The sequence below is a fragment of the Streptomyces sp. B21-083 genome (assembly GCF_036898825.1).
Classification (GTDB): Bacteria; Actinomycetota; Actinomycetes; order Streptomycetales; family Streptomycetaceae; genus Streptomyces.
In genome coordinates this window covers 2,755,213-2,778,628 of record NZ_JARUND010000001.1, presented here as the reverse complement: position 1 = coordinate 2,778,628, position 23,416 = coordinate 2,755,213, and the positions used below count along the sequence as shown (strand labels likewise).

The window sequence follows — 23,416 nt, the reverse complement described above, 5'->3', positions numbered from 1 at the left end:
GAGGGAAGGAAGAGAAGGAGTGGCGAGGTAAGCGGGGGCCCCACCAGGACCAATGTCTGTTTCATGCCCATTTCCCCCCTTCGTCAGGTAGCTTCGAAGATATGAAGGCCGTAGTGGTCCGCCCTTTCGTACGCCTGCTGCTGGTGCCCTTCGTCGTGACACTCGCGGTACTCGCCCTACTCACGGCCGCCTCCGGCGCGCACGCGGCCACCGGCCTCTCCAAGGTCGCTGAGGCGCTGCGGGCGGGCCCGGTGTACGTGGACCCGGCCGCCTCCGGCCTGCTGTCCGCGTCGGACGCCGACGCGCTCGCCGCCAAGATCAAGGACGCGGACAAACCCGTGTTCGTGGCCGTCCTCCCGGCCGGCTATCCGACCCAGAATTTCTGGACGAACCTCCGCACGGAAACAGGCGTCACCGGCCTGTACGCCGTTCGGCTCGGCGACCGCTTCGACGCGCGGGCCGACAGCAGTGTGCTCAGCCGGGCGGGGGTCCGCAACCTCGTGACGGCGGTCCGGAGTGCGGGCGACACGAAGGCCCAGCTCAACGACTTCGTCGACGCGGCCCTGCGCGGCGACGTCGGCGGTTCGGCGCCGGCCACCTGGAGCGGCTCGGGCGCTGGCGGTGGGGTGAACACGGGGGCGCTGATCACCGTCGGCGCGGTGCTGGCGGCCGGCGGTGCCGGCGCGTACGCACTGGTCCGGCGCAACCGCGCGCGGCGCGAGGACGAGCGGCGGGCCGCGCTCGCCCAGCTGACGGTCGTCGTCGACGAGGACATCACCGCGTTCGGCGAGGAACTGGACCGACTCGACTTCCATCCGGCCGAAGCGGGCGCCGACGACGCGATGCGCGCGGACTACGAGCGGGCGCTGGACGCGTACGAGCAGGCGAAATCGCTGATGGCGGCGACCCGGCGGCCGGAAGAGGTGCGGGCGGTGACGCAGGCACTGGAGGACGGCCGGTTCTCGCTCGCACAACTGGCCGCCCGCCGCGAGGGCCGTCCGCTGCCCGAGCGCCGGGGCCCCTGCTTCTTCGACCCGCGGCACGGCCCCTCGGTGGCCGACGCGACCTGGACACCGGCGGGCGGCGCACCCCGCGAGGTCCCGGTCTGCGCCGCCGACCGCGCCCGCCTGGCCGACGGCCTGGACCCCGCGTTCCGCGAGGTGGAGACCGTGTCAGGCCCCCGCCCCTACTGGGACGCGGGCCCGGCGTACGGCCCCTGGGCGGGCGGCTACTTCGGCGGCGGCATCCTCCCCGGCCTCCTCGTCGGCACGATGCTCGGCAGCATGATGGCAACCCCGTCCTACGCGGCCGACTACGGCGCCGGATACGGAGACTTCGCCGGCTACGACGGCGGCGACATGTCCGGCGCGGACTTCGACCCCGGCGACTTCGGCGGCGGATTCGGCGGAGGGGACTTCGGCGGCGGCGGCGACTTCGGGGGCGGCGGCGACTTCGTCGGGGGGTTCTGATTCACCGGCCTGGCCCCAGGGGGCCGCTTGTGGAGTGCTTGGGGGAGCTTGAGGAGCGGGGGTTCGGGGGCAGCGCCCCCGAGGATGGGACGGGTAAGGGCGGCGGGGGCGACGCACTCTGGCAACGCAATCCGCTACGGGTACAGACACGGGCACGGGCCCGGCGCCGATAAGCGCCGGACCCGTGAACGTCGTACGGAAGATGCTGCAGACCCGCGTCAGAGCGTCGACGCCGCCGAGGCGATGGCGGAGGCGAACGTCGAGACCTCGCTGTAGACGCCGGGCGCATTCGCGCGAGCGCACCCGTCACCCCAGCTGACGATCCCGACCTGGACGAACGCACCGGCGTTGTCCTTACGGAACATCGGGCCACCGGAGTCACCCTGGCAGGTGTCGACACCGCCCGCCGCGAACCCGGCGCAGATCTCGTCGCCGGCGACGAGCCCGCTGTAGAGACCGCCGTACGCCTTGCAGGTGGCGTCACTGATGAACGGCACCGTGGCCTTGAGCATGTACCGCTGCTGGGCACCGTTCTCACGGGCCGCACCCCACCCGGCGACGGTGAAGTCCCCGGTGTTGTACTGCGTGGTGGTGGCTATCTTCAGCGTCGGCAGGTTGATCGGCTGGGCGAGTTTGATCAGCGCCCAGTCCTTCCCGGTGCCGTTGTAGCCGGGGGCCTGGAGGACCCGGGTGGACTTGACCTGGACCCGGCCGGAGGTGGACTGAAGGTCCACGACACCGGCGGTGGCCGTGATGCTCGTGTTGGCGCCCGAGCCGTTCACACAGTGCGCGGCGGTGAGCACGATCTGCTGCGTGTAGAGCGCGCCGCCACAGCCCATGGAGAGCCGGACCATGAAGGGGAACTCGCCCTGCGCGGCACGGGTCCCGCCGACGACGGGAGCGGGGGCGGCCTGGGCGGACGAGAGGGGCTGAAGGCTGATGATCGCGAGTGCGGCGGCGCCGGCGGCAGCGGCTCTCTTGAACGCGGTGACGAACTTCTTCAACGTGATGCCTTCCGTGGGGGTTGGACATACGCAGAAATGTCAGGGCCATGCCAAGCGAACGGAAAGAGCTCGTGCTTTTGCTGGCATGAGCTGGTCAAAATCTGTTGAAGGATTATGGGAACGCCGTGAGCACACCCACAAGGGGCGAAAACCGGCCACGCCTATCAGGCCAGCCGGTTCGCCCGGACCGAACACGTCGGGGTCACGCGGACGCGTCAGGCAGCCGCAGCCACTCCGCCCAGGACAGATCCCGTCCGATGAACCGAGGCTTGACGAAGGGCCAGTCGTCGGCGATCCACCGAGGTACGAGAGCGTCGAGGTCCTGCTCGACCGCACTCCCCACGGCACTGTCCACGACCCACCAGGAGATCTCGGCGTCGGCCTCGGCCTTCTCGGGCGGATCGATGTAGACGCACCCGAGTTCGACGGTCTCGTCCTCGTTGAGCAGCACGTAGTTGAACGACTCGTGGGCGTCGGCCTCGGCGGCGTGCCGCTCCAGATCGGCGAGATTGGCCTCGTACGTGATGGTCGCGGCCGGCCATCCCCAGGCCTCCCCGAAGATGCTCCACAGCCGCTCGCGCGAACCCATGACGGTGGGGTAGTCGATGGCGGCGTCGGTCCCGCGAATCGGCCGCAGGTGATACCCGCCGGGTACGTCGACGTGCGGCGGGTGTGCGAAGTCGCGGGGGAGCCAGGTCATGGACGGAGGCTAACTCTCGAACGGGGACCCCGCACCGGGATATCCCGGCGGGACGGGCCACCGACGGCCGTACCGCTCCCCGGCGGCGTGCCACCAGGCGGGCGGCGAGAATCCGTCATGGGGCGAGGCCGACCGCGCGGGATGAAGCCCGAGCCTGCGGAGCGCGTCCGCGGCCACGTACACGGTGAACCATCCGTGCCAGCGCCCATCGCCTCCCGGCCCGCAGGCGAGGTCGAACCGCACCTCGTCCGGCCCGAACGGCATCCAGTCGATACCGCGCTCCCGCAGTCAAGCCCGCACGGCGGCAAGGGGGTCGGGTCGCCCGGGAGCGTTCGCGTACGAGGTGATGATGACCCACTCGGTGTCGTCCATACCGGCTACGCCCGATCCAGGAACGCGGCCCAGGTACCGGGGGCGACGGTGAGGACGGGGCCGGAGGGGTTCTTGGAGTCCCGGATGTGGACGGCGGAGGTGTGGGCGGCGACTTCGAGGCAGTTGCCGCCTTCACTGCCGCTGTAGCTGGACTTGAACCACGCCGTGTCGTCCGTTCGGTCCTGCTGCCGTACTGCGGTGGTCATGACTCTCCTAGCAGTCCGTCCAGGAGGCGCACGCTCTCGTCGGGAGAGAGGGCCTGTGAACGCAGCATTCCATACTTCAGATGGTAGTTACTGACCTCGTCGGGATCGTCGACGAGGAAGCTGGCACGCTGCACCTCCAGGTACACGAGCCGCTCGTGGTCAGGGGTTTCGAGGAGCACCATGGGGCCGTCGAGACAGGCGTGTGGGGCGCGGTTCATGGGCATGACCTGGACGCTCATGTGGACGGGCTCGCACGCTTCGAGGATCGTGCGGATCTGCCCGCGCATCGTTTCCCGGCCGCCGACTTCCCGCCGCAGGATGCTCTCATCCAGGACGAAGTGCCCGACCGGGGGCTGTTCCCGTTGCCAGACCAACTGCCGTTCCATGCGGGCGTTCACCCACTGTTCGGCCGTCTCGGACCCGAGCGCCGGGTATCGGTAGTCGAAGACGGCACGGCAGTACTCCGGAGTCTGAAGCAACCCCGGAATCGCCTGGGTCTCGTACGACAGAAGACTGAGCGCCTCCTGCTCGTGCTCGACCAGCCCCTGCGCGAACTGCACGACCCGCTCCCGCACCGGCACCTTGGCCGCCATGACGGCCAACACCCCACCCGTGTCCAGCAGTTCATCGAACTGCTCGGCCCGGTCGGGTTGCAGCGCCAGGCGCCCCTGCTCGATGGAGCGCACGGTGTCGACGTGGATGTTCGCGCGCTCGGCCAACTGTTCCTGCGTCAGCCCCGCCCGCCGCCGGAAGTGGGCGACCCCCGCCCCGATCGCCTGCCATGAACTACCCCGCCTGGGCCTCTTCGCCGAATGCATGCCCGTCCCTTTCCCCCGTCGCCACCCGGACTCCTCGTAGTGGAGTCGTAGTAATCGGAACTACGACCTCACGTACTGCCCCACACTAGTCACTCCCTGTGACAGTGGCCTCATGAACGCACAACCCCAACTCCTCCACACCCGCGAGGCGTTCTACCGCCGCGACCGCAGGTCGGTACGCCTGGCCCGCGGCTTCACCCGCGAGGCCCTCGCCGACTGGGGCACACCCGAGCGCACCGACGACGTGCTGCTCTGCGTGAGCGAACTGGCGACGAACGCCCTCCTGCACGGCGTACCCCCGGGCAGGGGCTTCCTCCTCCAACTGGCCCTGGCCACCGACCGCGTACTCCGTGTCGAGGTCCACGACAGCGGGCCGGGCGAGATCCACACACCGAACCCCGACCCGGAGGCCGAGGAGGGGCGGGGGCTGCTCATCGTGGCGGGGCTGGCGGACAGGTGGGGGGCGGGGGAGCGGTGCCCCGGTAAGTCGGTGTGGTGCGAGTTCGGGATGTAGGGGTGAGCTGTTCGGCGTTCTGGCGAGCCGAAGTGGCCAGCTCTTCATCGCCAGCGAGGGCATAGGCATCTGCGGCAGATTTCCACGCAGCTCTCGCGTCGAGGACTCGGCCTTGTGATTCATGGAGCTGCGCGATATTCCATCGAGCAGCTCCCACTCTGTGCCACTCGCGCAAGGAGACAAATACCGCTTCACACTTGTGGAGTATCTCTGATGCCGTTTCGAATTCTCGAAGTTTGATCAGGAGGCTGCCGACGTTGTTCCAGGCCGAGGCTTCTCCATACCGGTCGTGTTGCTCGGCGAAGAGGTCGGCGGCATTCATGTATGCATTGACGGCGTCTTCGAATTCGGATACCGCTCTCAGGGCTGTGCCCAGATTGATCCAAGCAGTTGCATCACGTTGCCGGTCTCCTGTCTGGTGAAATGCTTTCTGAGCATTCCTGTGGGCCTGCGCGTCCTCACCGAACCTGCGAAGTTCCAGAAGCGGCATACCCAGCGTGTTCCAAGCCATCGCTTCTCGGTGCTCGTCGCCCAGTTGGGAGAACATCTCCTGTGCGCGTCCGAGCATCTCGGCTGCAATATCGTGTTGCCCCCAATCGTGCATGCAGTAGCCCAGATTGCTCCAGCCGGTTGCCTGAGCGCTGTGATCGTTGAGGGAATATGCAAGACGTAGTGCCTTGGTATGAGTAATGGCAGTTTCGCGGTATAGGCGCAACTGGTGCTGAGAATGTCCCAAGGTCGTCAGCGCGATCATCTCCAGGAACCGGTCCTCGTCCCGCCTGGCTGCCGTCAGTAGCGTTTCGGAGACCAGTATCCCATCAGTGAAATGCCGCTGAAGCTGTAGATATCGATCGACGCAGACGCCCAGCGCGGTTGCGAAATTGCTGTGCTCTGCATTCTCTGCCCACTGGATTGCCCGTATGAGGGAAGTATGTTCGGAGTCCAGCCAGGCAAGTGCGGCATGACGGTCGGGGAAGAGGTCCGGCACGTCTGCAAGCAGCTGGCCGTGCAGGTGCTTGTCGGCAGAGACGGTTCGCAGACAGAAGTCCTGGAGCAAGCTGTTCTTGGCATCCGTAGCTTCGCGGGCGAGAACAGGCTCGGATGCGCTCAACGTGGAGGCGTAAGCGCGCAGCAGGTCGTGCATCACCCAACGATCGCCGTCGGGCGAGGAGCTGATCAAATAGACGGCTGCCAGGTCCTCGAGTCTCTCCATGATGTCGGCCGGAGATATTCCAGAGAGGGCGACGGCTGTGGGATGCCCGAAGTCTGCCGCCGGGGCATGGGCCAGGAGCCGGAACAGTCTGGCCTGGTCCGCGTCGAGTCGCCCGTACGTGACGTCGAATACCGGGCGTAGTAACAGATCCCTTTCGTACTGGTCTTTGCCCGGTGCCCGCAACGCGCTCACGCGATCGACCGCTGCTCGCAGATCGGCGACGAGCGTGGAAACAGGGCGAGTTTTGCGCCGGCGGAGCTGAGCTGCCGCGATCTGAAGCGCCAGCGGAAGACGGCCGCACAGGTCGACGAGGATCCGTACGGCATCGGGTTCGTCACTGGCCCGGGAGTCGTCCGGATCGCTGATAGTCAGGGACCGCTCGATCAGAGCGACCGCCTCGTCCTGCGAAAGGGAGTCGAGGGTGATCGATCGCGCTGTCAGTGAGTCGAAAGAGTCCCTGGAAGTCACCAGTACGCGATGCCGTGTATCGCCAGGGAGCAGCGGTACGACCTGTGCGGCAGCCGAGACGTTGTCCAGCACGATAAGTACCGCACCCCGGCTGTTCAGAGCCGACCGGTACAGCGCGTACAACTCCTCGGGTGCGGAGGGGAGGTTCTCACGCCCGATGCCAAGGGCGGTGAGAAAAGACGTCACTGCCTGCTCGGGCTCCGTAGGAGAGTCGTCGTAGCCGCGCATATTGACGAAGAGGGTTCCTCCGGGAAAGCGAGCGCGCGCGGCGTGAGCGACATGCAGAGCCAGCGCGGTCTTGCCCACGCCGCCGAGGCCGCCCACCGCTGAGATCAACACGGCGTCCGCACTGGTCTCCGTGCCGGGATCGAGTACGTCCAACAGAGCCCTGACGTGCTGTTCACGGCCGGTGAAGGCCGTTGGAGGGGCAGGGAGGGCGGACATGGCCGTGAAAACAGGGCCGCGATCGTGCTCGGCTCGTGCGATGACGGGGCCGTTGAAGGTGCTGTACCGAAAGTCGTAGTGGTCTCTGTCGCTCACCGGTCCGCCCGTTCCCACCGCAGCCCCCGCCTCATCATGGCTTGCCGTCGCGCGAGGAGGAAGCAGATCCAGGGGGGCGAGACCAGTCGCTGTCCCGCCGACCGCGTGACCGATCCCGTGTCGAGGACGTTAAGGGAAACGTACTTCCGGGAAACGTATTTCCCTAAGCGCCTGCTGGAGGCCACCATGCCCCGCCCGACCCGTGAACTGCCCAAACCCACCGACATGTTCGACCGCGACTGGGAGTGGAGCGAACTGACGGCCTTCGCGTCCGACACCGGTCCGGAAGCCACCCTTGCCGTCGTCTCCGGCCGCCGACGCCAGGGCAAGTCCTTCCTCCTCGACTCGCTCGCCCGCGCCGCAGGCGGCTTCTACTTCTGCGCGTACGAAGCGACCGAGGCGGAGTCGCTGCGCCGGTTCGGTGAGGAACTGGGCCAGCACACCGGCAGCGTCGCCCCCATGCGCTTCGACCGGTGGGAGCAGGCGATCGACGCTCTCCTCGTCCTCGGCCGAGACGATCCTCTCCCCGTTGTCATCGACGAGTTCCCGTACCTGGCCCGGGCCACCCCCGCCCTCCCCTCCATCATCCAGGTCGCCTACGGACCACGCCGACCGGAGCGACTGAACTCCCGTACGCGCCTCCTCCTCTGCGGCAGTTCGCTCTCGTTCATGGGGAAGCTCCTCAGCGGTACGTCACCCCTGCGCGGCCGGGCCGGGCTCGAACTCGTCGTCCATCCCCTCGACTTCAGACAGGCAGCCGCCTTCTGGGGCATCGACGACCACCGACTCGCGCTCCTCGTGCACAGCGTCGTCGGCGGAACTCCCGCCTACCGAAGGGAGTTCGTACGCGACGACGTCCCCGTCGACCTCGCCGACTTCGATGCGTGGGTCTGCCGAACGGCACTGTCCCCGCGCTCGCCGCTCTACCGCGAGGCCCGCTATCTCCTCGCCGACGAGTCGGACCTGCGGGACCGGGCCCTCTACCACTCCGTGCTCGCCGCGCTCGCCTCCGGAAACGCCACGGCGGGGCGCATCGCCGGCTGCCTGGAGCGGCCGATCAGCGACATCACGCACCCCCTGACCGTCCTCCAGGACTGCGGACTCGTACGGAGGGAGACGGACGCGTTCCGGGGAAACCGCAGCGTCTACCGGGTGGGCGAGCCGCTCATCGCCTTCGACCATGCCATCTCCCGTCCGAAGCTCGCCCTGCTGGACCGGGGAATGGCCGAGCACGTCTGGGAAACCGCCCGGCCCCGTTTCCTCTCCGCTGTCGTCGGCCCGCACTTCGAACAGGTCTGCCGTGAGTGGGTCGCCCATTTCGCGGCGCCGGACACCTTCGGCGGCATGCCGATCGACGTCTCGTACGGGACGGTCCCCGACCGGACGGCCCGTACCAGCCACGAGATCGACGTGGTCGTACGCGGCGCGGTGGGCCAGGACAACGGCGTACTGCTGTCCCTGGGCGAGGCCAAGTGGGACCAGACGATGGGTATGGGGCACCTTGAGCGCCTGCGGCAGGCCGAACGGCTGCTTGCGGAGCGCGGGGTCGACACATCCGCCGTACGGCTCGCCTGTTACAGCGGGGCCGGGTTCACCGACGATCTGCGGGCCGTGGAAAAGCGGGGTGAGGTGGTCCTGGTGGACCTGGGGCGGCTGTACACGGGTGAGTGAGTCGGAGCGAGTCGAGACGGGCCCGGGAGCAACCTCTAGGACAGTTTCTGGCCTATCAGGTCGTACTGCCCCTGCTCAAGGCCCGCCCGCCCGACAGCCGGGCAGCTCGCCTCGCGGCAGCCGTCGCCGGACTGGTGGACGGAGCGACAGGCTCGGGAGACACGTCCGCCCGCCCGGTCGGGGAGTGACTCCCCTGACCAGGCGGGCGGTTTCGTTTCCGCTTCGTACGCGCCGTGGATGCCGACGGCGAAGCCGATGTCGCCGCATCTGGAGCGGCGACCCGAGCGGCGCGCGTCGCGTCACGCGTTCCTGATGGCCGAGATGTCGAAGTTGAGCTTGATCTTGTCGGACACGAGCACCCCGCCCGTCTCCAGCGCCGCGTTCCACGTCAGGCCCCAGTCCGAGCGCAGGATCTCCGCCTTGCCCTCGAAGCCCACGCGCTCGTTGCCGAACGGGTCCTTCGCCGAGCCGTTGAACTCCATGTCGATGGTGATCGGCCTGGTGGTGCCGAGGATCTCCAGGTCACCGGTGATGCGGTAGTCGTCGCCGCCCAGGGACTCCGCCTTGGTCGAGCGGAACGTCATCGTCGGGAACTCGTCCGTCCGGAAGAAGTCCGCGCTCTTCAGGTGGCCGTCACGGTCGGCCGAGCCCGTGTCGAGGCTGTCCATCTTGATGTCGAGGGACGCCGTCGAGTTGGCCGGGCTGGTGCCGTCGAGGTGCAGGGTGCCCTCGAACTCCTGGAAGCTGCCCTTCACGTTCGTCACCATGGCGTGCCGGGCGACGAAGCCGATCGTCGTGTGGGACGGGTCGATCGTGTACTCGCCGGTCAGCGCGGCGAGCCCGGGGGTCTCCGCGGTCGCCACGGACGAGGTGGCGTCGCTGTCAGCGGTGTTCTTGCGGCCGAAGATGCTCATGGCGTGACTCCCTGGAGATGGATTGTTGAAGCTTGAACAGTTCAACGAGGGCAACCATAACTCCATTCTGTTCAATGTTCAACCATGCCGCGAGAGTGCTCATGCCATTACTCTGTGTGCCGTACTCTCGCCCGGCGTGACAGGGGTCTCGCCGTGACGGCTTTGTGTGACCCCTACAACTCGCATGCCCTCTGAGCAGTCGGGTCGGCTGCACGGCGACGCGGTTCTGTTCAGGGGTACCAGGAAAACTCGCCGGAGACTGTACGGAGTCGACGGGCCGGTTTTCTTGCTCGGCTTCGTATGGTCGCTACATGACCGTTTTGGATGAGGCGCAGGGTGGGTTCGCGGGCGAGCCGACGGGGGAGCCGACGGACGCACGCGGGCGCGTGGCCGAGCTGCACGAGATCCGTGCGCAGGCCCTGGCCGGCCCCAGCGAGAAGGCCACCGAGGCGCAGCACGCCAAGGGCAAGCTGACCGCCCGGGAGCGCATCGACCTGCTCCTCGACCCGGACTCCTTCAACGAGGTCGAGCAGCTGCGCCGACACCGGGCCACCGGGTTCGGTCTGGAGGCGAAGCGGCCGTTCACGGACGGCGTGATCACCGGTTGGGGCACGGTGGAGGGCCGTACGGTCTTCGTGTACGCCCACGACTTCCGGATCTTCGGCGGTGCTTTGGGTGAGGCCCACGCCACGAAGATCCACAAGATCATGGACATGGCCATCGCGGCCGGTGCTCCGCTGGTGTCGCTCAACGACGGCGCCGGTGCCCGTATCCAGGAGGGTGTCTCGGCTCTGGCCGGGTACGGCGGCATCTTCCAGCGCAACACCAAGGCGTCCGGTGTCATCCCGCAGATCAGCGTGATGCTCGGCCCGTGCGCGGGCGGGGCCGCCTACTCGCCCGCTCTCACCGACTTCGTGTTCATGGTCCGTGAGACCTCGCAGATGTTCATCACCGGCCCGGACGTCGTCAAGGCGGTCACCGGTGAGGAGATCACCCAGAACGGCCTCGGGGGTGCCGATGTGCACGCCGAGACCAGCGGCGTGGCGCACTTCGCGTACGACGACGAGGAGACCTGCATCGCCGAGGTCCGCTACCTCCTCGCGATGCTCCCGCAGAACAACCGCGAGAACCCGCCGCGCGTCGAGTGCGAGGACCCCGCCGACAGGCGGAGCGACGTTCTGCTCGACCTCGTACCCGCCGACGGCAACCGGCCGTACGACATGACCAAGGTCATCGAGGAGCTCGTCGACGACGGTGACTTCCTTGAGATTCACGAGCGTTGGGCCCGCAACATCATCTGCGCGCTCGGTCGGCTGGACGGCCAGGTCGTGGGCATCGTCGCCAACCAGCCGCAGAGCCTCGCAGGCGTCCTGGACATCGAGGCATCCGAAAAAGCTGCGCGCTTTGTCCAGATGTGTGACGCTTTTAACATCCCGATCGTCACGCTGCTGGATGTCCCCGGCTTCCTGCCGGGCGTCGACCAGGAGCACGGCGGAATCATCCGGCACGGCGCGAAGCTGCTGTACGCCTACTGCAACGCGACCGTTCCGAGGATCTCGCTGATCCTGCGCAAGGCGTACGGAGGCGCGTACATCGTCATGGACAGCCAGTCCATCGGCGCCGACCTCACCTACGCCTGGCCGACGAACGAGATCGCCGTGATGGGCGCGGAAGGTGCCGCCAACGTCATCTTCCGCCGTCAGATCGCGGATGCCGAAGACTCCGAGGCGATGAGGGCTCGGATGGTCAAGGAGTACAAGTCCGAGCTGATGCACCCCTACTACGCCGCCGAGCGCGGTCTGGTCGACGACGTCATCGACCCGGCCGAGACCCGCTCGGTGCTCATCAGGTCACTCGCGATGCTGCACACCAAGCACGCCGACCTGCCCTCGCGAAAGCACGGCAACCCCCCTCAGTGATCCCGCTCGGTAACCCAGCGGATCCTTCGCGGTCCATCCGCGGAAACCTCTCTCACGGAGACTGTGACCTATGAACACCTCTGACATTCGCGTCGAGAAGGGCCATGCCGAGCCCGAGGAGGTCGCCGCCATCACGGCGATCCTGCTGGCCCGTGCGGCAGCGGCACCGGCAGCGGCCCCGACCCACCGCGGACGCCCGAAGGCCGGCTGGCGCCGCCTGGAGCGCGAGGGCGGCTTCCGCGCCCCGCACAGCTGGCACTGAGCCTTGTAGGACGACTGAAGGGTCCCTCTCTGAGAGAGGGGCCCTTCAGCATGTGCGCAACTCGGCCGCGGGCCCGCGGGGGCTTGTCGCGCAGTTCCCCGCGCCCCTAAAAGACAAAGACAGGGGCGCGGCCCCGTCTCTAGGGGCGCGGGGAACTGCGCGACAAGCCACGGGGCTGCCGCAGACGGTCTACAACCGTCCGTGGCAGCCCCGTGGCCGAAACCGTCTGCCTACCGCAGGCGAGCCATCAACGCGTGCTCCACGAGAGTGATCAACGCACTCTTCGCGTCAGCGCGATGCCGCGCGTCCGTCGTGATGATCGGCGTGTCCGGGCCGATCTGCAGAGCCTCCCGCACCTCGTCCGGGTTGTACGGCTGGCTGCCGTCGAACCCGTTCAGGGCGATCACGAAGGGAAGACCCGAGTTCTCGAAGTAGTCGACCGCCGGGAAGCAGTCGGCGAGACGCCTCGTGTCGACCAGGACGATCGCGCCGATCGCGCCACGCACCAGGTCGTCCCACATGAACCAGAAGCGGTCCTGGCCGGGCGTACCGAAGAGGTACAGGATCAGGTCCTGGTCCAGGGTGATGCGGCCGAAGTCCATGGCGACGGTCGTCGTCGTCTTGTCCCCGGTGTGCGTAAGGTCGTCGATGCCCGCGGACGCGGACGTCATCACGGCCTCGGTACGCAGCGGATTGATCTCCGAGACGGCCCCGACGAACGTGGTCTTGCCCACGCCGAAGCCGCCCGCCACCACGATTTTCGCGGACGTGGTGGAGCGGGAAGGCCCTCCGCTAGAGCTTGCGAAGTCCACTGAGCACCCTTTCGAGCAAAGTCACGGCTGGCTGCCCGCCGACGCTCTCGTCGCCGCCGGGCTGATGAATGGCGACCAGGCCTGCCTCCGCCAAGTCGGCGACGAGGATCCTGGCCACGCCGAGGGGGATGGTCAGCAACGCCGAGATTTCGGCCACCGACTTGATCTCTCGGCAGAGGTTGCAGATCCGCTGATGCTCGGGCAACTGGCCCTGCATCTGGTGCGGCTGCGCAGTGGTGTGCACCAGCGCCTCGATGGCGAGCTGGTATCGCGGGCGCGTCCGGCCACCGGTCATGGCGTAAGGACGCACCAGGGGATTGCTTGCGCCCCCGGCGGGCGACGGCTCCGGAGAGCGGCGCTGCGGTTGCACGGGCTGGATACGGGGCGCCGCAGGCTGGTCGTACGGCGACGGCCCGGGACCCTGCGGGTTCTGGGGTGCGTACGGCTGCTGCCGACGGTGGCTCGGTGCGGAGGGGAAGTTGTACCGGTTCTGGTCGCCCTGGCCCTGACCCTGGCCGGGACCGTACGACCAATTACCCGAGGGTGAACCGCCTGGGGGTGTTGCCACTTTCTTCTCCTCCTCCGACTGTGCCGGGCACCGCATCACTGTGGAGCCGCGTCCGAAACCTACCGCCCCGAGACGCCAAAACGCACCGTCTGACTGTTAGTTGAGAAGGCTCCCTTGGAGCTCCGCACGCAGATCGGGTGTCAGGACCGTGCCGGCCCGGTCGACCAGAAGTGCCATCTCGTACCCAATGAGACCGATGTCGGCCTCCGGATGTGCGAGCACCGCGAGCGAGGAACCGTCGGAAACGGACATGATGAACAGGAATCCCCGCTCCATCTCCACAACCGTCTGATTCACGCTGCCGCCCTCGAAGATGCGCGAGGCACCCGCGGTGAGCGAGGTCAGACCGGAGGCGACAGCGGCGAGCTGGTCCGCGCGGTCTCGCGGGAAGCCTTCGGACATCGCCAGAAGGAGTCCGTCGGCGGAGACCACCACCGTGTGCGACACCCCGGGGGTGTTGTCCACGAAATTGGTGATCAACCAGTTCAGGTTCTGCGCCGCCTGGCTCATCGGACTCACACTAACGCTCCTGGTTGTAGGTGCTGTCGGGCCCACCGTGGTGATTCCTGGTGGCCTGGCCGTTCGTCTCACTACCTGCGGTGCGTCCCCGCTGGACGCCCCGGCGCAGGTTGCTCAACCTGCCCCGGATGTCCTCGGGAGCGCGGGACACCGACGGGCCGCCCTGGAGAGTCGCTTCCGCGGCACCCTCGATCAGGTTGGCCTTCGGTACCCGGCGCGGCAGACCGGAGGAGGTCACCCCGCCCGCCTTGGGCTTGCGGAGCTGTGCGGCCTGCTGCCAGCGCTCGTCGTTGGCCGAGCGCCAGTCGTCGGGACCCTTGCCGTTCCCGTTCCCGTTCGCGTTACCGTTCTGCTCCGCCGGGGCCGGGGTCTCCTGGTCCACGTGCTGCCGGGAGGTGCCGTTGCTGGTGCCGCTCGTGGTGGATCCACGGCGGGGAAGCCCGGCATCGGTCAGCGCGTGGGCGGCGGAGGGCGCCGGTCCCGGACGCTCGAAGCCTACGTGGTTCCGCTCACTCACGTCAGCGGCCTGCGTGGATTCCGTCTCCGGAGCGTACTCGGAGCGGTGCCCGTTCTGGTAACCGTCCGGCTGCGGCCAGTCATCCTGGTAACGCCGCTCCTCGAAGGCCGAGAAGCTTTCCGGGGCCGCGGCGTGGGCCGGGGCGGGCTCTTCCTGGACGGGCTCCGTGTACGTGGGCTCCGGGTAGCCGCCGTTGCCGTTCGGGGAGGGGTAGCCGCCGTTGGTCGACGGGTACTCGCTGCCGGTCGACGGGAAGTCGTCCGTCTGAGGGAAACCGTTGTTCCCGTTGAAGTACGGCTCCTCGTACGACGGCTGCTGCCGCTCCTCGTACGCGGTCTGCTGGTCGTAGCTCGCGAAGGGCTCGTTCAGAGCCGGGGCCTGGCCGTTCGGCGCGCTGAAGTCGTCGCCGTACGCGGGGGCCTCGATGGCCTCCTGCTGGCCCGGCTCGGGGTGCGCCTGCGCCTCCAGCTGCGCGCGGCGCTCCTCACGCATCAGGGAGCGGCCCACCGGGTCCAGCTCGCGGATGTCGTCCGGGACCTCGGTGTAGCGGCTGTCGTCGAAGCCGAGCTCGGCCGCCGTACGCATCGGCTGCATCTGGGCGGACTGGAAGTTCTCGCCCACGTACTGCTGCGGCTGCTGTTGCTGTTGTTGCTGCTGCTGCTCGGGGATGATCTGCGAGACGGTGAACTCGTCGCGCTGCATCTGCTGCTCGCCACCGCCACCGTGGGTGATGGCGTCCGGGAGCATGACCAGCGACGTCGTACCGGCCTGCTCGCCCGAGGGGCGGAGCTGGACGCGGATGCCGTGCCGGTCGGACAGCCGGCCGACCACGAACAGGCCCATGCGCTGGGAGATCGCGGCGTCCACCGTCGGCGGGTTGGCCAGCTTGTGGTTGATGTCCGCGAAGTCCTCGGCGGTGAGGCCGATGCCCTTGTCGTGGATCTCGACCATGATGCGGCCGTCGGGCAGCCGGGTCGCCGTCACCCGGACCTTCGTCTGCGGGGACGAGAACGTCGTCGCGTTCTCCAGCAGCTCGGCGAGCAGGTGCACGAGGTCGGTGACCGCGCGGCCGTGGATCTCGGCCTCCGGTACGCCCGACAGCTCGACGCGCTCGTACTGCTCCACCTCGGAGGAGGCGGCGCGCAGAACGTCGACCAGCGGGACCGGCTGGTCCCAGCGGCGGCCCGGCTCCTCGCCGGCGAGGACGAGGAGGTTCTCGCCGTTGCGGCGCATACGGGTCGCGAGGTGGTCCAGACGGAAGAGGTTCTCCAGCTGGTCCGGGTCGGCCTCGTTGTTCTCCAGGTCCGTGATCAGGGTCAGCTGGCCCTCGATCAGGGACTGGTTGCGGCGCGACAGGTTGGTGAAGATCGCGTTGATGTTGCCCCGGAGCAGCGCCTGCTCGGCGGCCAGTCGCACCGCCTCGCGGTGGACCTGGTCGAAGGCGCGGGCGACCTCACCGATCTCGTCCGTGGTGTTGATGGGGATCGCGGCGACACGGGTGTCGACGCGACCGGGATCGGTACGCGAGAGCTGGTCGACCAGCATCGGCAGACGCTGCTCGGCGATACCGAAGGCCGCGTTGCGCAGCTGGCGCATCGCGCGGCTCATCTGGCGGGCCACCATGCCGGCCAGGATGAACGCGGCGAGCAGGGCCACCAGGACCGCGGCACCCACGATGATGGCGTCGCGCTTGGCGTTGTCCGAGATGGTGGACGCCTCGTTCACGGCCGTCTTGGAGAGGTCGGACTCCAGCTTGAGGTACGCGTTGTACTTCAGCGTGTTGACCGCCCACCAGTTCTGGGGCGTGATGCCTTCCGCGGCGAGCGCCGCGCGCGCACTGGGCTCGGTCGAGTCGAGTGAGGCCAGCCGCGCGATCATCTGGCTGGGGTCGGACGGCGGCGGGACATAGGTCTCGCCCTTGGACGCGGCACTCTGGGCGGCCTGCTCGGCCATCGCCTTGCCGTCGGCCGTTACCTTGACCGAGGCGTCCTGAAGCTTCTTGGCGTCCGCCTCGGTACCGCCCGCGATGTACTCCGCGATGGCGATCCGCTCCAGGTACGCGTACGAGGAGAGGGCGATGCGCTGGCTCTGGAAGTTGCTCGCGCCGGGGCCGGGCTTGATCAGCAGGTGCATGCCGATGGCACGCTCCAGCGACACGGAGGCCTTGGTGAGCGAGATGGCGTAGACGGTCCGACCGTAGCTGGTGATGTTGCCGGTGCCCAGGCCCAGCTCGTTGGAGAACTCCATCAGGGTGTGCGTGAGGGCGGTGTAGCTCTCCTCGGACTGCACACCGGTGAGCTTGGAGGTGTACGCGGCCGCACGGACCGACGCCAGCTGCGGCTCGACCTCGCGGAACAGCTTCAGGCGGCGCTCGACGCTCGGCTTGTTCGGGACGGTCCGCGCGGCGGCGTCAAAGGCGTCAGCCGCCTTGTCGGTGGCCGCGCGGGCCTTGACCACCGTCTCGTCGTCCTCGCCCTTGCCCTGGAGCAGGGGGGCGGCGGTGATATCGCGCTCCTGGAAGATGGCGTCGCCGTAGACCAGGGCGGCCTGCACGAGGCGCGCGGTCTCTTCCGCGTCCTTGGCCTCCTGCCAGGTGTCGATCGAGCTCTTCACCTGGAAGCCGCCCATGACCAGGCCGACCACCACGGGTATGAGCAGAATCGCGTTCAGCCTGGTCGGCACGCGCCAGTTGCGCGGGGAGAAACGGCTGCCGCTCGGGGCGGGTGGTGCCATCGGCTCCGAGCCGGGCACAGCGGCGGCCGCCGCTCCGCGCGGCGGCGGGGTGAAGTTGCCCCGGGCCGACGGCTCGGGACCGTTCTTGCTTCGCCTCACTCGACCAACAACCTCTCGGCGGAAGGCACCAACGTTGTGCCGCAGTCTCTCAGAGCCGGTAAGCCAAAGACCCTCTACAGGTGTACGTCTTTGACTATTAGGCAGTTCAGGCATTCCAGCACGTCAGCCTTCGCTCTTCCAAACACCGGAATGCGAAGATCCATAGCGATGTAAGCCCCAGATAAAACGGTCATAAAGAACGAGCCCCGCCAAAAGGCGGGGCCAAGGTGAGCGCAGTGAGACCACGTGACCGCGACGCGTGGCCATACCACCAGATATCTCTGTCGAAACGTTATGAACGCCGGGGCCGACCGTGTCAAAGACCACAGTCGGCTCCGGTGTATCTACGACAAGTGCCGTAGGGCATCGTTGACTTGGTTACCGAAGGCGTGCCATGAGCGCGTGTTCGACCAGCGTGATCAGCGCACTCTTCGCATCCGAGCGGTGCCGGGCGTCCGTCGTGATGATCGGGGCGTCGGGGCCGATCTGGAGCGCCTCGCGCACCTCTTCGGGGTTGTACGGCTGGTGCCCGTCGAAGCCGTTGAGGGCGATGACGAAGGGCAGGCCGCTGTTCTCGAAGTAGTCGACCGCGGGAAAACAGTCCGCGAGCCGGCGGGTGTCGACCAGAACAACGGCACCGATCGCGCCGCGCACCAGGTCGTCCCACATGAACCAGAAACGGTCCTGACCCGGCGTACCGAAGAGGTACAGGATCAGGTCCTGGTCCAGGGTGATACGGCCGAAGTCCATGGCCACCGTGGTGGTGGTCTTGTCCCCGGTGTGGGTGAGGTCGTCGATACCCGCCGAGGCCGACGTCATGACGGCCTCGGTACGCAGCGGGTTGATCTCCGAGACAGCGCCCACGAACGTGGTCTTGCCGACGCCGAAGCCACCCGCGACCACGATCTTCGCGGAGGTGGTCGCCCGGCCCCCGTCAGAGCTTGCGAAGTCCACTGAGCACCCTTTCGAGCAGTGTCACCGCTGGTGCACCGCCGTTGTTCTCGTCGCCGCCCGGCTGGTGGATGGCGACCAGTCCGGCCTCGGCGAGGTCCGCGACGAGGATGCGGGCCACACCGAGGGGCATGGCCAGAAGCGCCGACACCTCTGCCACCGACTTGACCTCACGGCACAGGTGGCAGATGCGCTGGTGCTCGGGCAGCAGTCCCATCAGCTGGGCCGGATCGGCCGTCGTGCTGATCAGCGCCTCGATGGCGAGCTGGTAGCGCGGCCGGGTCCGGCCGCCGGTCATGGCGTACGGCCTTACCAGCGGCTGGTCGCCCTCATCCTCGTACGTGTGAGCGTACGGATCATGAGAGGCGGTGGGCGGGGTCATGAATCCTCCGGGCGGGACAGCGTCGGTCAGTCGTGCCGTCTGACAGGGCCGGTGGGGGAGATGTGGCGGCCGGACGGTGTTTTGGTGAGACGGGTGGATCCGGGGCGGTCAGTGGAGCAGACTGCCCTGTAGTTCGGCACGTAGGTCCGGGGTGAGCACTGCGCCCGCCCGGTCGACCAGGAGCGCCATCTCGTAGCCGACAAGGCCGATGTCGCAGTCCGGGTGGGAGAGGACCGCCAACGACGATCCGTCCGAGACGGACATGAGGAAGAGGAAGCCCCGCTCCATCTCGACGACCGTCTGAGCCACCGTGCCGCCCTCGAAGATGCGCGAGGCACCCGCGGTGAGCGACGTGAGCCCGGAGGCGACGGCGGCGAGCTGATCGGCGCGGTCCCGTGGGAAGCCCTCCGACATGGCCAGAAGGAGGCCGTCGGCGGACACGACGACTGTGTGGGACACACCTGGGGTGTTGTCCACGAAGTTGGTTATCAACCAGTTGAGGTTCTGTGCCGCCTGGCTCATCTGGCTCAACTAACGCTCCTGCTGGTGAGTGGGGCTGGGGAAGCTGCCGGTCTGGTCGGAGCCGGTACCGGCCTGCCGACCCTGGGCGATGCCCCTACGGAGATTGGTCAGCCGGCCGCGCACGTCATCGGGCGCACGCGAGACCGCCGGACCGCTTTGGTGCTGTTGCTGCTGAGCCGTACCCGGTACGAGGTTCGCACGCGGGACCCGGCGCGGAAGGCCGGAAGTCGTGACGCCACCGGCGGCCGGCTGGCGGACCCGCTCGGCCTGCCTGACCAGCTCGTCGTTCGGCGAGGTGCGCCAGGAGCCGGTCGTGGCCGGCGCGGTCGCCGGTCGCGGCGGAGCCGGCACGGAGGACGGCTGCGAGAGCGCCGAACCGTTGTTGCCGTTGCCGTTGCTGCTGGTGCCGTTGGTCTGCGGCCGGCCGCCCTGAGGCTGCCCCTGCTGACCCTGCCCATGGAACCAGTTGGTCTCCAGGGTGTCGTACAGCGGCGTCCGTCCGTCACCGGGACCGCTGGCCGGCGGCAATGCCTCCGGCTGCGGCGGGGCCGGCGGGCGGGAGCCGCCGAAGTCGGCGGGACCACGCCCGGCGCCCGGCTGCGGGCGCTCGAACTGGCCGGTCGACGAGGCGTCCTGCTGATGGCGCGGCACCGGACCCCGGCCGTCGAAGCCGGAGGGCGCGGGGAACTGGCCGGTCGAGCCGGAGTCGTACCCGGTCGGCGCGGGGAACTGGCCCGTGGAGCCGTTGTCGTAGGACGACGGCGTGAACTGTCCGTCGCTCTGCGGGTTCTGCGTGCCCTGCTGCCCGGCGGGCGGGGTGCCGAAGACGTCCGAGCGGACGTACGAGCCGTTGCTCTGCTGGCCGTTGGTGTCACCGGAGCCGTTGTAGCCGGGCAGCGGGAACTGGCCGGTGTCCGAAGGGCCGCCGGGACGCGGGGCGTTGTAGTCGGGGCGGGCGAACTCGGAGGTGGCGGCCGGGTTCTGCAGACTGTCCAGGCGCGGAACCGCGGGCATCTCCGACGTCGCGGCCGGGCCGTGCCGGTCGTCGACGCGCGGCATCCGTGAGGTGGCGGGCTCCTCGTGACCGCGCGGGGTGTCCAGCGAGGCACGCGGCACCGGAGGCTGAGCGTTCTCGTCGCTCCAGCTCGGACGCGACGGGGTGTTGCCACCGGGCAGTTCCGGACGCGCACCGCCACGCGGCGGGAGCTGCGGACGGCGCCCGCCGCCCTGTCCCTCCGCGCGCTGCGGGGGTACGGGGCCACGCGAGCCGCCGAACGCGTCCTGCTGTCCGGTGCTGTTGCCGAAGGCGTCCTGGCCCTGACGCGCACCGGAGCCGTCACCGAAGCCACCCGCGGCCTGGAGGCCCTGCGGAGCACCCGGCGCCTGGCCGCCGAAGCTGCCCACGCCCGACGAAGTCGGCCTGCTGTTCTGCTGGGGAGCACCCGGACCCTGCGGTCCTCGCGGCGCTCCGCCCGACCCACCCGGGCGACCGCCCGCGTCCCGGCCGGGCAGCGCGGCGCGCGCACCCTGGCCGGAGCCGACCTGACTGCGCGGAGCGGCACCGGCGCCGAGGAGTCCGCCACCGGCGGGAGCACCCTGGCCACCACCGCGGCGGGCCGCGGCCACACCGGCGGCGGCCTGCGCGGCGGGACCGCCCGCGGGGGCACCGCCCTGACCGGCCTTGCCCGGAGCGGGCTGCTTGCCGCCCTGGGCGACATCGACGGGGAGCATGACCAGCGCGGTCGTCCCACCGGAGTCGGACGGGCGCAGCTGGATTCGGATGCCGTGACGCTGCGAGAGGCGGCCGACCACGAACAGACCCATGCGGCGGGAGACCGACACGTCCACGGTGGGCGGCGCGGCGAGCCGCTCGTTGATCGCCGCGAGGTCCTCGGGCGAGAGGCCGATGCCGGTGTCGTGGATCTCGATCAGGACGCGGCCGTCGGGCAGCGCGTGACCGGTGACCTTGACCTTGGTCTGCGGGGAGGAGAACGACGTGGCGTTCTCCAGCAGCTCGGCGAGCAGGTGCACGAGGTCGTTGACCACTCGGCCGGCGACCTCGGTGGTCGGGACCGACGAGAGCTCGATGCGCTCGTACTGCTCCACCTCGGAGGCGGCGGCACGCAGCACGTCGACCAGCGGGACCGGGCGGGTCCAGCGGCGGCCGGGCTCCTCACCGGCGAGGACGAGAAGGTTCTCGCCGTTCCGGCGCATACGGGTCGCGAGGTGGTCGAGCTTGAAGAGGGAGGACAGTTGGTCCGGGTCGGCCTCGCGGGACTCCAGTTCGGAGATGAGCGACAGCTGACGCTGGATGAGGCCCTGGGAGCGGCGCGAGAGGTTGGTGAACATCGCGTTGACGTTGCCTCGCAGGAGGGCCTGCTCGGCGGCGAGCCGGACGGCCTCGCGGTGCACGTCGTCGAAGGCCGCGGCCACCTGGCCGATCTCGTCCCGGGAGTGCACACCGACCGACTCGACGGACGTGTCGACGTCCTGCGGGTCGGACTCGGACAGCTGCTTGACCAGCTCGGGCAGCCGGTCCTGGGCGACCTTGGTCGCCGTGTCCTGCAGCCGGCGCAGCGAGCGGATCATGGACCGGGCGACGACGAAGGCGCCGACCAGCGAGACACCGAGCACGAGAAGGATCAGCGCACCCGAGATGATCGCTTCCCGCTCGGCGGCGTTGCGCAGCTCACGAGCCTTCTGCTCCATCTCGCTGAGCAGCGTGATCTCGATGGTCTTCATCTGCTGGATCTTCGACGAGTCGGCGTCGACCCAGTCCTTGTAGGAGCGCCGCTGCAGCCCCTGGATGCCGTCCTTGTTGTTCAGGATGCGCTTGGCGTAGAGGTCGGCCGCCGTGATCGTCGGGCTGCCGTCGTCGATCGGCTTGAGGAGTTCCTCGGCGCCGTTGCCGTAGATGCTGCTGAAGCTCTTGAGGTCGGAGTCCTGGCTGCTCAGCGCCGACTCGGCGTAGAGCCGGTCGTTCTCCGACAGCTGACCGACCGACTTGTTGTCCTCGGGCAGCGCCGCGGCGATGACCGCGCGCTGGACGGACGCGTACTCCTTGGCCGAGGAGAAGGCGGCCAGGGCGCGGGTGCGCGTGATCATCTCGGGGTTGCTGGTCGCCTCGGCCATGTCCTGGGAGAGTTCGAGCAGCTGGGTGACGAGCCGGTGGTAGGCCTCGACCGTCTGTGTCGAGTTGCGCTTGTCCTCGTAGGCGCTCTTGCGGATCTCGTCGAGGTTGCTCAGTTGAGCGACGAGACCCACGAGGCTCTCGCGAACACCCTCGAGGTTGCCGTTGCGGCTGGCGGAGTCGATCTCCTCCGAGCCGTCGATGAAGTTGGCCCTCGCGCGGTCGGTCTTGTCGCGGACGCCCTTGACGCTGTAGTCGTTCGCCGACTGGCCGTGCGCGAGGGGGCCGGCCGACTGGTCGCGCTCCTCCTGGAGCGCGGCGGAGAGCTCGGTCGCCTGCTTGGTGATGTCGGTCAGCAGCCGCATGTTGTCGAGCTGCTGGATGTCGTCCATGCTGTCGCTGATGCGCAGCGCGCCCAGCGAGGTCGCCGCGACCACCGGGAGCGCGAGCAGCGAGACCAGACGGGTCGAGATGCGCCAGTTCCGCAGAGCTATTCGCGCTCCGGGGCCGCTCGGGCCCTTGGCGGGCTTCACGGGCGGTGCGGCGGCGGAACCGCCGTTCACCGCGCCCTTGCCGCCGGGCGCAGCACTGCCAAGGCGTGCCGAGCGCTCGCCGTTGTCGCCGGTCAGAGCTGCCTGGCCCGCGTTCTGGGCGTGCTGGGGGGAGGAACCGTTACCGGCTCCGTTGTGTGGCTCCGGCTCCGCCGAAGCGCTGCCATCCCTCTTGAAACGTCCCTGCACTAGCGTCGCAACCTCTGGACCAGGCGCCCTTCCGCGTGAACGGACGGACGGTGTCGGCGTATAAGGGGCGCCCTGAAAAACGCCCCCCATGGTGGTCGTGAGTGACCTGGCGCGGTTCCCCTCTCACGTGCCGCCGCTCGGCGCTGCTCAGCGCCCCCTGTGCGCCGGCTCGTGTCCCGCGGCGGTCCGTGGAATTCCAGCACAGTGCCGGATCTCCAACAAGGCCAATGGGTCACGGTGTGACGACGATGACGCCTCGTGAGCGCTGCGTCACGAGGCGTAGAAAGCGATTCGGTACATACCGGATGAAAATCCACGAGTCAGATGGATAGTCGCGGTGTCCAGGTCGCCATGATCAGGAGCGGAATGAGGG

The 23,416-nt window shown here is 68.5% G+C and carries 19 protein-coding genes; 5 read left to right on the top strand and 14 right to left on the bottom strand.

Translation table 11 applies throughout. The annotated features are described in order from the left end of the window. Positions 1-101 precede the first annotated feature (101 nt). A complete protein-coding gene (locus tag QA861_RS12450; RefSeq protein ID WP_334588397.1) occupies positions 102-1,469 on the top strand; it encodes a hypothetical protein in 1,368 nt (455 codons plus the stop codon). A gap of 218 nt (positions 1,470-1,687) precedes the next feature. Here the strand turns inward: QA861_RS12450 and QA861_RS12445 are convergent, their stop codons facing one another. The 4 genes from QA861_RS12445 to QA861_RS12430 form a co-directional block, all read right to left on the bottom strand. Beyond that, the gene (locus QA861_RS12445) at positions 1,688-2,473 is read right to left on the bottom strand and encodes a S1 family peptidase (protein WP_334588396.1); all 786 of its coding nucleotides are present in this window, start codon (positions 2,471-2,473) and stop codon (positions 1,688-1,690) included. A 202-nt stretch (positions 2,474-2,675) separates the two neighbouring features. Further along, a complete protein-coding gene (locus QA861_RS12440) occupies positions 2,676-3,173 on the bottom strand; it encodes an N-acetyltransferase (protein ID WP_334588395.1) in 498 nt (165 codons plus the stop codon). Positions 3,174-3,550: 377 nt separating this feature from the next. Continuing rightward, entirely contained in the window at positions 3,551-3,751 is a 201-nt protein-coding gene (locus QA861_RS12435) for a DUF397 domain-containing protein (protein WP_334588394.1), read from the bottom strand. Continuing rightward, a complete protein-coding gene (locus QA861_RS12430; RefSeq protein WP_334588393.1) occupies positions 3,748-4,569 on the bottom strand; it encodes a helix-turn-helix domain-containing protein in 822 nt (273 codons plus the stop codon). Before QA861_RS12430 ends, QA861_RS12435 begins: the two co-directional genes overlap by 4 nt. Before the next feature lie 112 nt (positions 4,570-4,681). On the opposite strand from QA861_RS12430, the gene QA861_RS12425 reads away from it, so the two are divergent. Next, a complete protein-coding gene (locus tag QA861_RS12425) occupies positions 4,682-5,083 on the top strand; it encodes an ATP-binding protein (protein ID WP_334588392.1) in 402 nt (133 codons plus the stop codon). Here the strand turns inward: QA861_RS12425 and QA861_RS12420 are convergent. After that, complete coding sequence (locus QA861_RS12420; RefSeq protein WP_334588391.1) at positions 5,001-7,304, bottom strand: ATP-binding protein; 2,304 nt, start codon at positions 7,302-7,304, stop codon at positions 5,001-5,003. The two genes, QA861_RS12425 and QA861_RS12420, sit on opposite strands and share 83 nt — an antisense overlap. A gap of 186 nt (positions 7,305-7,490) precedes the next feature. Between QA861_RS12420 and QA861_RS12415 the strand changes: the two genes are divergently transcribed. Beyond that, a complete protein-coding gene (locus QA861_RS12415) occupies positions 7,491-8,975 on the top strand; it encodes an ATP-binding protein (RefSeq protein WP_334588390.1) in 1,485 nt (494 codons plus the stop codon). 299 nt (positions 8,976-9,274) lie between these two features. On the opposite strand, the gene QA861_RS12410 is transcribed toward QA861_RS12415, so the two are convergent. Next, the gene (locus tag QA861_RS12410) at positions 9,275-9,889 is read right to left on the bottom strand and encodes a YceI family protein (protein WP_334588389.1); all 615 of its coding nucleotides are present in this window, start codon (positions 9,887-9,889) and stop codon (positions 9,275-9,277) included. Positions 9,890-10,200: 311 nt separating this feature from the next. Here QA861_RS12410 and QA861_RS12405 point away from each other — a divergent pair, with 311 nt between their 5' ends. Together QA861_RS12405 and QA861_RS12400 are read left to right on the top strand one after the other, a co-directional pair. Beyond that, positions 10,201-11,808: an acyl-CoA carboxylase subunit beta gene (locus tag QA861_RS12405; protein ID WP_334588388.1), complete on the top strand. Its 1,608-nt coding sequence runs from the start codon at positions 10,201-10,203 to the stop codon at positions 11,806-11,808. A gap of 70 nt (positions 11,809-11,878) precedes the next feature. Then, positions 11,879-12,070: an acyl-CoA carboxylase subunit epsilon gene (locus QA861_RS12400; protein WP_334588387.1), complete on the top strand. Its 192-nt coding sequence runs from the start codon at positions 11,879-11,881 to the stop codon at positions 12,068-12,070. A gap of 230 nt (positions 12,071-12,300) precedes the next feature. On the opposite strand, the gene QA861_RS12395 is transcribed toward QA861_RS12400, so the two are convergent. From QA861_RS12395 to QA861_RS12360, 8 genes are all read right to left on the bottom strand, one after another. After that, complete coding sequence (locus QA861_RS12395) at positions 12,301-12,882, bottom strand: GTP-binding protein (protein WP_006375305.1); 582 nt, start codon at positions 12,880-12,882, stop codon at positions 12,301-12,303. Beyond that, positions 12,863-13,450 (bottom strand): DUF742 domain-containing protein, encoded by a 588-nt coding sequence (locus QA861_RS12390; protein WP_334588386.1) that lies wholly within the window; start codon positions 13,448-13,450, stop codon positions 12,863-12,865. The genes QA861_RS12395 and QA861_RS12390 overlap by 20 nt, the downstream gene beginning before the upstream one ends. Before the next feature lie 96 nt (positions 13,451-13,546). After that, positions 13,547-13,960 (bottom strand): roadblock/LC7 domain-containing protein, encoded by a 414-nt coding sequence (locus QA861_RS12385; protein ID WP_005479603.1) that lies wholly within the window; start codon positions 13,958-13,960, stop codon positions 13,547-13,549. Between the two features lie 10 nt (positions 13,961-13,970). After that, positions 13,971-17,318, bottom strand: a complete 3,348-nt coding sequence (locus QA861_RS12380; RefSeq protein WP_334588385.1) for a sensor histidine kinase — start codon at positions 17,316-17,318, stop codon at positions 13,971-13,973. Between the two features lie 378 nt (positions 17,319-17,696). Beyond that, on the bottom strand, positions 17,697-18,272 hold the full coding sequence (locus QA861_RS12375) for a GTP-binding protein (RefSeq protein WP_006375318.1): 576 nt from the start codon (positions 18,270-18,272) through the stop codon (positions 17,697-17,699). Beyond that, positions 18,253-18,651 carry a DUF742 domain-containing protein gene (locus QA861_RS12370; protein ID WP_006375303.1) on the bottom strand — a complete coding sequence of 133 codons (399 nt, stop codon included), beginning with the start codon at positions 18,649-18,651 and terminating at the stop codon, positions 18,253-18,255. The genes QA861_RS12375 and QA861_RS12370 overlap by 20 nt, the downstream gene beginning before the upstream one ends. 108 nt (positions 18,652-18,759) lie before the next feature. After that, on the bottom strand, positions 18,760-19,173 hold the full coding sequence (locus QA861_RS12365) for a roadblock/LC7 domain-containing protein (RefSeq protein ID WP_044471908.1): 414 nt from the start codon (positions 19,171-19,173) through the stop codon (positions 18,760-18,762). 9 nt (positions 19,174-19,182) lie between these two features. Continuing rightward, complete coding sequence (locus QA861_RS12360) at positions 19,183-23,043, bottom strand: sensor histidine kinase (protein ID WP_334588384.1); 3,861 nt, start codon at positions 23,041-23,043, stop codon at positions 19,183-19,185. Positions 23,044-23,416 lie beyond the last annotated feature (373 nt).

Coding starts and splice junctions, on each gene's coding strand:
- QA861_RS12435 (WP_334588394.1), bottom strand. CDS start 3,751: ATGACCACCGCAGTACGGCAGCAGGACCGAACGGACGACACGGCGTGG.
- QA861_RS12370 (WP_006375303.1), bottom strand. CDS start 18,651: ATGACCCCGCCCACCGCCTCTCATGATCCGTACGCTCACACGTACGAG.
- QA861_RS12410 (WP_334588389.1), bottom strand. CDS start 9,889: ATGAGCATCTTCGGCCGCAAGAACACCGCTGACAGCGACGCCACCTCG.
- QA861_RS12415 (WP_334588390.1), top strand. CDS start 7,491: ATGCCCCGCCCGACCCGTGAACTGCCCAAACCCACCGACATGTTCGAC.
- QA861_RS12400 (WP_334588387.1), top strand. CDS start 11,879: ATGAACACCTCTGACATTCGCGTCGAGAAGGGCCATGCCGAGCCCGAG.
- QA861_RS12425 (WP_334588392.1), top strand. CDS start 4,682: ATGAACGCACAACCCCAACTCCTCCACACCCGCGAGGCGTTCTACCGC.
- QA861_RS12430 (WP_334588393.1), bottom strand. CDS start 4,569: ATGCATTCGGCGAAGAGGCCCAGGCGGGGTAGTTCATGGCAGGCGATC.
- QA861_RS12385 (WP_005479603.1), bottom strand. CDS start 13,960: ATGAGCCAGGCGGCGCAGAACCTGAACTGGTTGATCACCAATTTCGTG.
- QA861_RS12440 (WP_334588395.1), bottom strand. CDS start 3,173: ATGACCTGGCTCCCCCGCGACTTCGCACACCCGCCGCACGTCGACGTA.
- QA861_RS12450 (WP_334588397.1), top strand. CDS start 102: ATGAAGGCCGTAGTGGTCCGCCCTTTCGTACGCCTGCTGCTGGTGCCC.
- QA861_RS12365 (WP_044471908.1), bottom strand. CDS start 19,173: ATGAGCCAGGCGGCACAGAACCTCAACTGGTTGATAACCAACTTCGTG.
- QA861_RS12405 (WP_334588388.1), top strand. CDS start 10,201: ATGACCGTTTTGGATGAGGCGCAGGGTGGGTTCGCGGGCGAGCCGACG.